The sequence below is a fragment of the Micromonospora sp. S4605 genome (genome assembly GCF_003176715.1).
GTDB lineage: Bacteria > Actinomycetota > Actinomycetes > Mycobacteriales > Micromonosporaceae > Micromonospora > Micromonospora echinaurantiaca.
In genome coordinates this window covers 1-6,604 of the sequence record NZ_QGSW01000406.1, presented here as the reverse complement: position 1 = coordinate 6,604, position 6,604 = coordinate 1, and the positions used below count along the sequence as shown (strand labels likewise).

The 6,604-nt window shown below is 70.5% G+C and carries 6 protein-coding genes and 2 pseudogenes; 4 read left to right on the top strand and 4 right to left on the bottom strand.

Annotated elements, in window-relative coordinates; genetic code table 11:
• Positions 1-121: 121 nt before the first annotated feature.
• The 3 genes and pseudogenes from DLJ47_RS32280 to DLJ47_RS32270 all read right to left on the bottom strand — a co-directional run.
• A pseudogene (locus DLJ47_RS32280) lies at positions 122-691 on the bottom strand (transposase family protein); the annotation flags it as partial.
• A 403-nt stretch (positions 692-1,094) separates the two neighbouring features.
• Complete coding sequence (locus DLJ47_RS32275; RefSeq protein ID WP_109905747.1) at positions 1,095-1,628, bottom strand: DUF1990 family protein; 534 nt, start codon at positions 1,626-1,628, stop codon at positions 1,095-1,097.
• A 138-nt stretch (positions 1,629-1,766) separates the two neighbouring features.
• Positions 1,767-2,566 (bottom strand): IS5 family transposase gene (locus DLJ47_RS32270; RefSeq protein ID WP_109905745.1). Its coding sequence is split into 2 segments (ribosomal slippage): positions 1,767-2,233 and positions 2,233-2,566, totalling 801 coding nucleotides; the frame shifts between segments, so codons are not numbered across the junction.
• 98 nt (positions 2,567-2,664) lie between these two features.
• Here DLJ47_RS32270 and chrA point away from each other — a divergent pair.
• The gene (gene chrA, locus DLJ47_RS32265; protein WP_342447662.1) at positions 2,665-4,077 is read left to right on the top strand and encodes a chromate efflux transporter; all 1,413 of its coding nucleotides are present in this window, start codon (positions 2,665-2,667) and stop codon (positions 4,075-4,077) included.
• A 150-nt stretch (positions 4,078-4,227) separates the two neighbouring features.
• Positions 4,228-5,277, top strand: coding sequence for a HupE/UreJ family protein (locus tag DLJ47_RS32260; protein ID WP_158289921.1), 1,050 nt, complete (start codon positions 4,228-4,230; stop codon positions 5,275-5,277).
• Positions 5,278-5,286: 9 nt separating this feature from the next.
• Here DLJ47_RS32260 and DLJ47_RS32255 read toward each other — a convergent pair whose 3' ends face one another.
• A complete protein-coding gene (locus DLJ47_RS32255) occupies positions 5,287-5,562 on the bottom strand; it encodes an ArsR/SmtB family transcription factor (protein ID WP_255562379.1) in 276 nt (91 codons plus the stop codon).
• Between the two features lie 124 nt (positions 5,563-5,686).
• Between DLJ47_RS32255 and DLJ47_RS32250 the strand changes: the two are divergent.
• Positions 5,687-6,133: pseudogene (locus DLJ47_RS32250) on the top strand (cation transporter); the annotation flags it as partial.
• A 289-nt stretch (positions 6,134-6,422) separates the two neighbouring features.
• A partial coding sequence (locus tag DLJ47_RS32240) for a tyrosine-type recombinase/integrase (RefSeq protein ID WP_146228248.1) occupies positions 6,423-6,604 on the top strand: 182 nt, incomplete at its 3' end.

The window sequence follows — 6,604 nt, the reverse complement described above, 5'->3', positions numbered from 1 at the left end:
TGCTCCCACCCTCCCCGGCACCACCCGGGTCAGGCTGCCCTCAGCTCCATCCCCTCGCTGCGACAAGGCAGACGGCGAAGGTCTCTCACCTCCACTCGAAACACAGCGCCTCACGGCGCACGAAGCCAACGTGCCAGCGGTCCGCAGTAACGGTCCACGAACCGGCGCGGGCGTCCCAGATCCAGTGCGGCTTGCCGCGGCGAACCTCGTCGATGCCCAGCACCGCGACCGGCTCCGGCTCGGCCGGCAACACCGCGCTCGCGTGGGCGGTGAACGCGGCAGCGACGACCGGCCAGGAGATGCCGTGGTCCCGGGCGGCCTGCACGATCGTGCGACCCGCGTCGGCGACCGCCGCCCCGGCCGCTTGCCGCAGCCGGCTGGTCAGCCGGGCACGGGCCGGGACCTGCGCGACCTGCTCGGTGAACGACTTACGCGGACAGTCTGGCGTCGGGCAGTACCAGCGACGTTTCCGCCAGCGCAACTTCACCGGCCGGCCACCGACCGGCAAATCCCGCGGCCGGGTCGTGGTCCATTGCTTCACCCTCAGCGCACGCTGCCCGCACTGCGGGCAGCATCGTGCCTGCTCACAACCGGTGGACAGGTCCACCACCGGGACACCGGTGGCGTCCAGCTCGACCCGCTCAGCGACCAGACCGTCCAGGCCCAGCAGCCGCGTCGTATCGTTGACCATGCTCGCAGCTCTTCACTTGTGACCATCCGAACTAGACACTCAGATGATCACTGACGGGCTGCGAGCCCCTCACGCTCGGGTCGACTCAGCCGCGAACCCCGCTCAAGTTCGAAGAGCCCCGTTGGTGGGCACGCCACATACCGATAACCAACCCGTTCGGGTAGTGGGCAGGGCCTACGGATCTGTGAGTGTCACTGCGGTGGTTCTGGGTGGACTGCCGCCAGGATCGGTGCCGGCGTACCGGCGGCGCGCCCGATGCCGACAACCTGACTGGGAATTCCGGGACAGCTGGCCGGACCCAGACACCCACGGCACTGAAAAGGCACTGAACCGCGCAGCGAGCTGCGCGTGCGCGCCGGGGCTTGGATAGGTGAGCGTGGGTCGGTGGCGAGGCCCACTTCACTCAGGTCCGCAACGCGTTGATGTAGCGTTCGGTGATCAGGCTCTGCACCTTGCGGTTAAATGGCCCGCCAGCGCGGGCGACCAGCAGCGCGGGACGCGAGAACGCCCGGATGTCGAACCAGACCTCGTCATTGGCGGCCAGCTCGACGATGAACGCCTCCTCGCCGCATTCCGGGTGACCCGGCAGCGTGCCGTAGGCAAAGCCGCGACGGTTCGGCTCATCCACCGTGTACACGACACGACAGGGCGCGGCGATGCGCAGCCAGCCCCATCCGAGCGTCAACACCACAACGCTGCCAGCGACGGCGACCGGGCTCGACGCGATGACCGCCAACCCCACTCGACGATGCATGTCCCATCCGGACAGCGCGTGAGCGGCCCCCTCGAACCCAACGCGGCCAGCGCCCAATCGCGCTCGGCGATGGACGTGGTGGTAGCCGGCCGGCAGCCCACCGCGCGTGGCACCCTCCTCGGGGTAGGTCAGGTCCGCGCGCCGGAGTTCCTCAACGCCAGGCAAGCGACGCAGCAACCCCATGCCACAAGTCTGCCCCACCACGACGTGACCGCTGGCCGAGTTGGTCAACATCCACTTCTGCCGCTGGTCGGTGTCGCGGCATCCGGTCACGCCAAGACCAGTGCGGGGGCAGGCGGGATGCTCGCTTAAGGGCGTGTCTCATTTGGTGAGGCGGCGGTAGCAGATCAGGGTGCTGGCGATGGTGGCGAAGGCTTCGAAGTGGTCGCCTTTGCGGTCGTATCGGCGGACGAGGCGCCGGTAGCGCATCAGCCAGGACATGCAGGCCTCGACGACCCAGCGGTGGCGGCCCAGGCGCGTGGAGGACTCGATGCCCTTACGGGCGATGCGTACCTTGATCCCCCGCCGCCGGACCTCGCGGCGTAGCTCGCGGGCGTCGTACGCCTTGTCGGCGTGCAACTTGTCTGGCCGCCATCGGCGGCGCCCGTTGGGTGTGCGGATCGCCGGGACGCTGTCGAGCATGGGCAGCAGCAGTTGGCTGTCGTGGACGTTCGCGGCGGTGGCCAGAACGGCCAGGGGCAGCCCGTTGCGGTCGCAGATGACGTGGAGTTTGCTGCCCGGTTTGCCTCGGTCGACCGGGTTTGGGCCGGTCAGATCGCCCCCTTTTCCGCCCGTACGCTGATCGAGTCGACCACCGCCCTCGACCAGTCGATCCGGCGGTCGGCGCCGAGCCGGTCCAGGGTCGCCTCGTGCAGCCGCAGCCAGAACCCGGCCGCGGTCCACTGGCTGAACCGTCGGTGCGCGGTCGCCCGGGTGACCCCGAACGACGCCTCCGGCAGCTTCCACCAGGAACAACCCGCCTGGGTCACGTACACGATCGCGGCGAACACCGCCCGGTCGTCCACCCGCCGCCGACCACCACCCTGCCGACGAACCGGCGCGGGCGGGATCAACGGCGCCGCAATCTCCCACAGATCATCCGGCGCCCAGGTACGGATCATGGCCTCGTCCACGGAAGCAGATCATGCCCCAGGCCAACGACCATCCAAATGAGACGCGCCCTAAGTAGACATTGCGGGATACTCGCGGGATGGCCGAGGTGAGGGACGCCGATACCGGCGCGTCGACGGCATCTGACGCCGGGGCATGGGTGCCGGGGCGTGATGTGGTGCCCCTGCGGCGGGCGGTCCGTGCCTGGTTCTCGATCTCTTTGCAGACGTTCGGTGGTCCGGCGGGGCAAATCGCGGTGATGCAGCGGCACCTGGTGGATGAGCGCCGGTGGATCGGGCAGCGTCGGTTCCTGCACGCGTTGAACTACTGCATGTTGTTGCCGGGTCCGGAGGCGCAGCAGCTCGCCATCTATGTGGGGTGGTTGCTCAACGGCATGCGGGGCGGGTTGATCGCGGGGACGTTGTTCGTGCTGCCCGGCCTGGTGGCTTTGCTGGCGCTGTCGGCGCTGTACGTCGGCTTCGGTGACACCCGGATCGTGACGGCGTTGTTCGCCGGGCTGGCGCCGGCGGTGGTGGCGATCGTCGTCCAGGCGGTGTGGCGGGTCGGTACCCGCGCCCTGGCCAACCGGGTCCTGGTGGGCTTCGCCGTGGCCGCGTTTGTCGCTCTGGCGGTCTTCGGGGTGCCGTTCCCGGTGGTCGTCGCCCTGGCCGCGGTGGCCGGCTGGGCGGTTCACCGGTGGCGGCCGGCCTACCTGGCCTCTGCTGGTCACGGTGGTGGTGGGAAGGACGGGCCCGCCCCGCTGATCCCGGACGACGCGCTGCATCATGACCGGCCGACCGGCCGACGCGCTGCGACGGTGTTGGCTGTCGGTCTGCTGGCCTGGTTCGTCCCGGTGGCTGCGGTGGCGGCCCTGACCGGTGTCGGCAGCGTCTACACCCAGCAGGGCCTGTTCTTCTCCGGGACCGCGGTGGTGACCTTCGGCGGCGCGTACGCGGTGCTCGCCTTCGTCGCGCAACGGGCGGTGGAGGACTACGGATGGCTGACCGCCGGAGACATGGTGCGCGGCCTCGCGTTGGCGGAGACCACGCCCGGGCCGCTGATCATGGTCGTGCAGTTCGTCGCGTTCCTCGGCGCGTACCACAACCCGGGCAGCCTCGATCCGTGGGTGGCCGGCGTGGTCGGGTCGCTGTTGACGACCTGGGTGACCTTCGTGCCGTGTTTCCTGTTCGTCCTGCTCGGCGCGCCCTACGTCGAACGCCTGCGCGGCAACCACACGCTGTCCGCCGCGCTGACCGGGATCACCGCCGCCGTCGTCGGCGTCATCGCCAACCTCGGCCTGTACTTCGCCGCCCACACCCTGTTCGCCCGGCAACACCTCGTGACCACCGGCCCGCTGCACCTGGAGCTGCCCGACCTCGGCAGTTGGCGACCGGTGCCGCTGGCCATCGCCGCGATCGCGGCCGTGCTGGTCTTCGGCCTGCGCTGGTCGGTCCTGCGGGTCCTGGGCGTCAGCGCCGCCCTCGGACTTGCCGCCGGCCTGGCAGGGCTTCCCGTCTCCTGACGCCGACAGCCAGCGCCATCCCGGAGGGGTGGTCGCCCCGGTCACTGCGGGAACTATCTGTGGTTGCGGAGCGACTACCAGGACGACGCGGCAGGCTCCCGGCCTCCGGTCGGCTACGGATGAGAAGGGCGGAGCGGGATGCTCGCTGCGGTGCGACAGGGCGCGATCGTCGCTGGTGTGGTGGCGGCCACGGTGCTGATGCTGCCGGGCGCGGCCTTCGCTCACGGTGTCGGCGGTTCCAGCGAGACCGTCGGCGGGTTCGTGTGGCTGGGCACGAAACACATGCTCGCCGGCTGGGATCACCTGCTGTTCGTCGGCGGCGTCCTGCTGCTGGCCGGCAAGATCCGGCGGGCGGCGAAGCTGATCTCCCTGTTCGCGGTCGGGCACAGCATCACCCTGTTCACCGCCACCGTCGCCGACTGGCACGTCAACCCGGTCCTGGTCGACGTCGTGGTCGCGTTGAGCCTGGTGTTCGTCGGCGTGGTCGGCCTGCGCGGCCGACCAAAGAACTGGACCTGGTTCGCCGCCGCCGTGCTCGCCTTCGGCCTCATTCACGGCCTCGGTCTGGCCACCCGGTTGCAGGACGTCGGCCTACCGTCGGACGGGCTGATTCCTCGCGTGCTGGCCTTCAACCTGGGCGTGGAGATCGGGCAGCTCATCGCGGCCGTGGCGATGTTCATGCTCGGTGACGTGCTGCGTCACTACCTGCCTCGGCTGCGGGATGTCCGGCTGTCGCACGCCGCGCTGATCGCCGCCGGCGCCGTCGCCGCCACCGTCCTGCTGGTCACCTCCGGCCCGGATGCGCTGCGCCCCGTCCAGGCGGCCACCGGCCCGGCGAGCAACTGCGAGGTGCGCAACCGCACCGAGACGTTCCCCGCCGGCAACGCGCATCCGGTGAAGGACTTCTTCGAACCGGGCGAGACGGTGCCCGCGACGTCGTTCGGGCACGTCATCGGCGACGGGTACGTCATCGTCACCTACCGGCCGGACCTGCCCGCCGAGCAGCTCGCCCAGGTGCGGACCTTCGTCACCGACCCCACCGCCGGCCGGGTCGTCGGCGGCTCCGCCACCGACCAGTCCGAAGCGGTCAAGGCCGTGCACGCCTACCAGACGATTGCCTGCGACACCGTCGACGTCGACGCGGTCCGCCAGTTCACCCAGGATTGGTTCGCCGACCCCCGCTCCAAGCCCGCCGAATAGCCCCGCGCGTCAGTCGTGCTCCGGGATGCCGGCCACCCGGTGCGACGCGGCGTGCATCACCTCTGTCATCAGCCGCCGCACGTGACCACCCCGGGCCGTGTAGAGGGCGCGCCGGCCCTCCCGCCGTACCGTCACCAGCCCGGCCAGCCGCAGTTTGCCTAGGTGCTGCGACACCGCCGGCCGCGCCACGCCCAACGCCGCCACCAGCGCGGTCACGTCGTGCTCGCCGTCGACGAGCAGCCACATCAACCGCAGCCGCGTGCCATCGGCCAGCATCCGCAACATCTCCGTCGCTGCCTCCACCTGTCTGTCGGCAGGCAGGCGTTGTTGCAGGTCACCCGCATCTGCAACGTTGTCGCGTGCATACATGAGCACATATTATCGCCGCCGTCACGGGTACCGACCCGTCATGCCGCCAAGGACGTTGGGAGACGCGGTGAACGACCACGACCACGAGCACGGTCATGACCACGGCCACGGCGGCCGCCTCGCCGCCTGGTGGCACCGGCTGACTCACGCCGTCGTCCCGCACTCGCACGACTCCCGCGCGAAGATCGACCCCGCGTTGGAGTCCTCCCGCGAGGGCCTGCGGGCCCTGTGGATCTCCCTGGTCGGCCTCGGCGTCACCGCCGCCGCCCAAGCGGTCATCGTCGTGCTGTCCGGGTCGGTCGCCCTGCTCGGCGACACCCTGCACAACGTCGCCGACGCCCTGACCGCCGTCCCGCTGGCCATCGCCTTCCTCCTCGGCCGCCGCGCCGCCACCCGCGCCTACACCTACGGCTTCGGCCGGGCCGAGGACATCGCCGGCATCGTCGTCGTCATCGCCGGCTCGGCCGTCGCGGCCGGCTGGACCGCGGCGTGCTCACCATCGAACGCAACCGCACCACCGCCGGCTACCAGATCATCGAAGGCCATCCCCAAGACCCCCGCCGGACGCCGCGCGGTCGCCCTGGACAAGCGCACCGTGCAGGTGCTGCGCGCGCACCGCCGCCGACAGCTCGACCAACGGACCCAGGCCGCCGAGAACGCCAAGCCGTGGACCGACTCCGGGTACGTGTTCGTGCGCGCCGACGGGCTGCCGATCAACCCGAACTACGCCACCACCCGCTTCCGCAAAACTCGCCCAACGCGCCGGGCTACCCCCGGTGCGGCTGCACGACCTGCGCCACGGCGCCGCGTCCCTCGCCCACGAAGCCGGCGCCGACCTCAAGACCCTGCAGGACCTGCTCGGCCACTCCAGCATCGTCACCACCGCCGACACCTACACCAGCGTCCTACCCCCGGCACAGCGGCGCTGCGCCGACGCCACCGCCCACCTCGTCCTGGC

Coding starts and splice junctions, on each gene's coding strand:
- DLJ47_RS32275 (WP_109905747.1), bottom strand. CDS start 1,628: ATGGGGTTGCTGCGTCGCTTGCCTGGCGTTGAGGAACTCCGGCGCGCG.
- DLJ47_RS32255 (WP_255562379.1), bottom strand. CDS start 5,562: ATGTTGCGGATGCTGGCCGATGGCACGCGGCTGCGGTTGATGTGGCTG.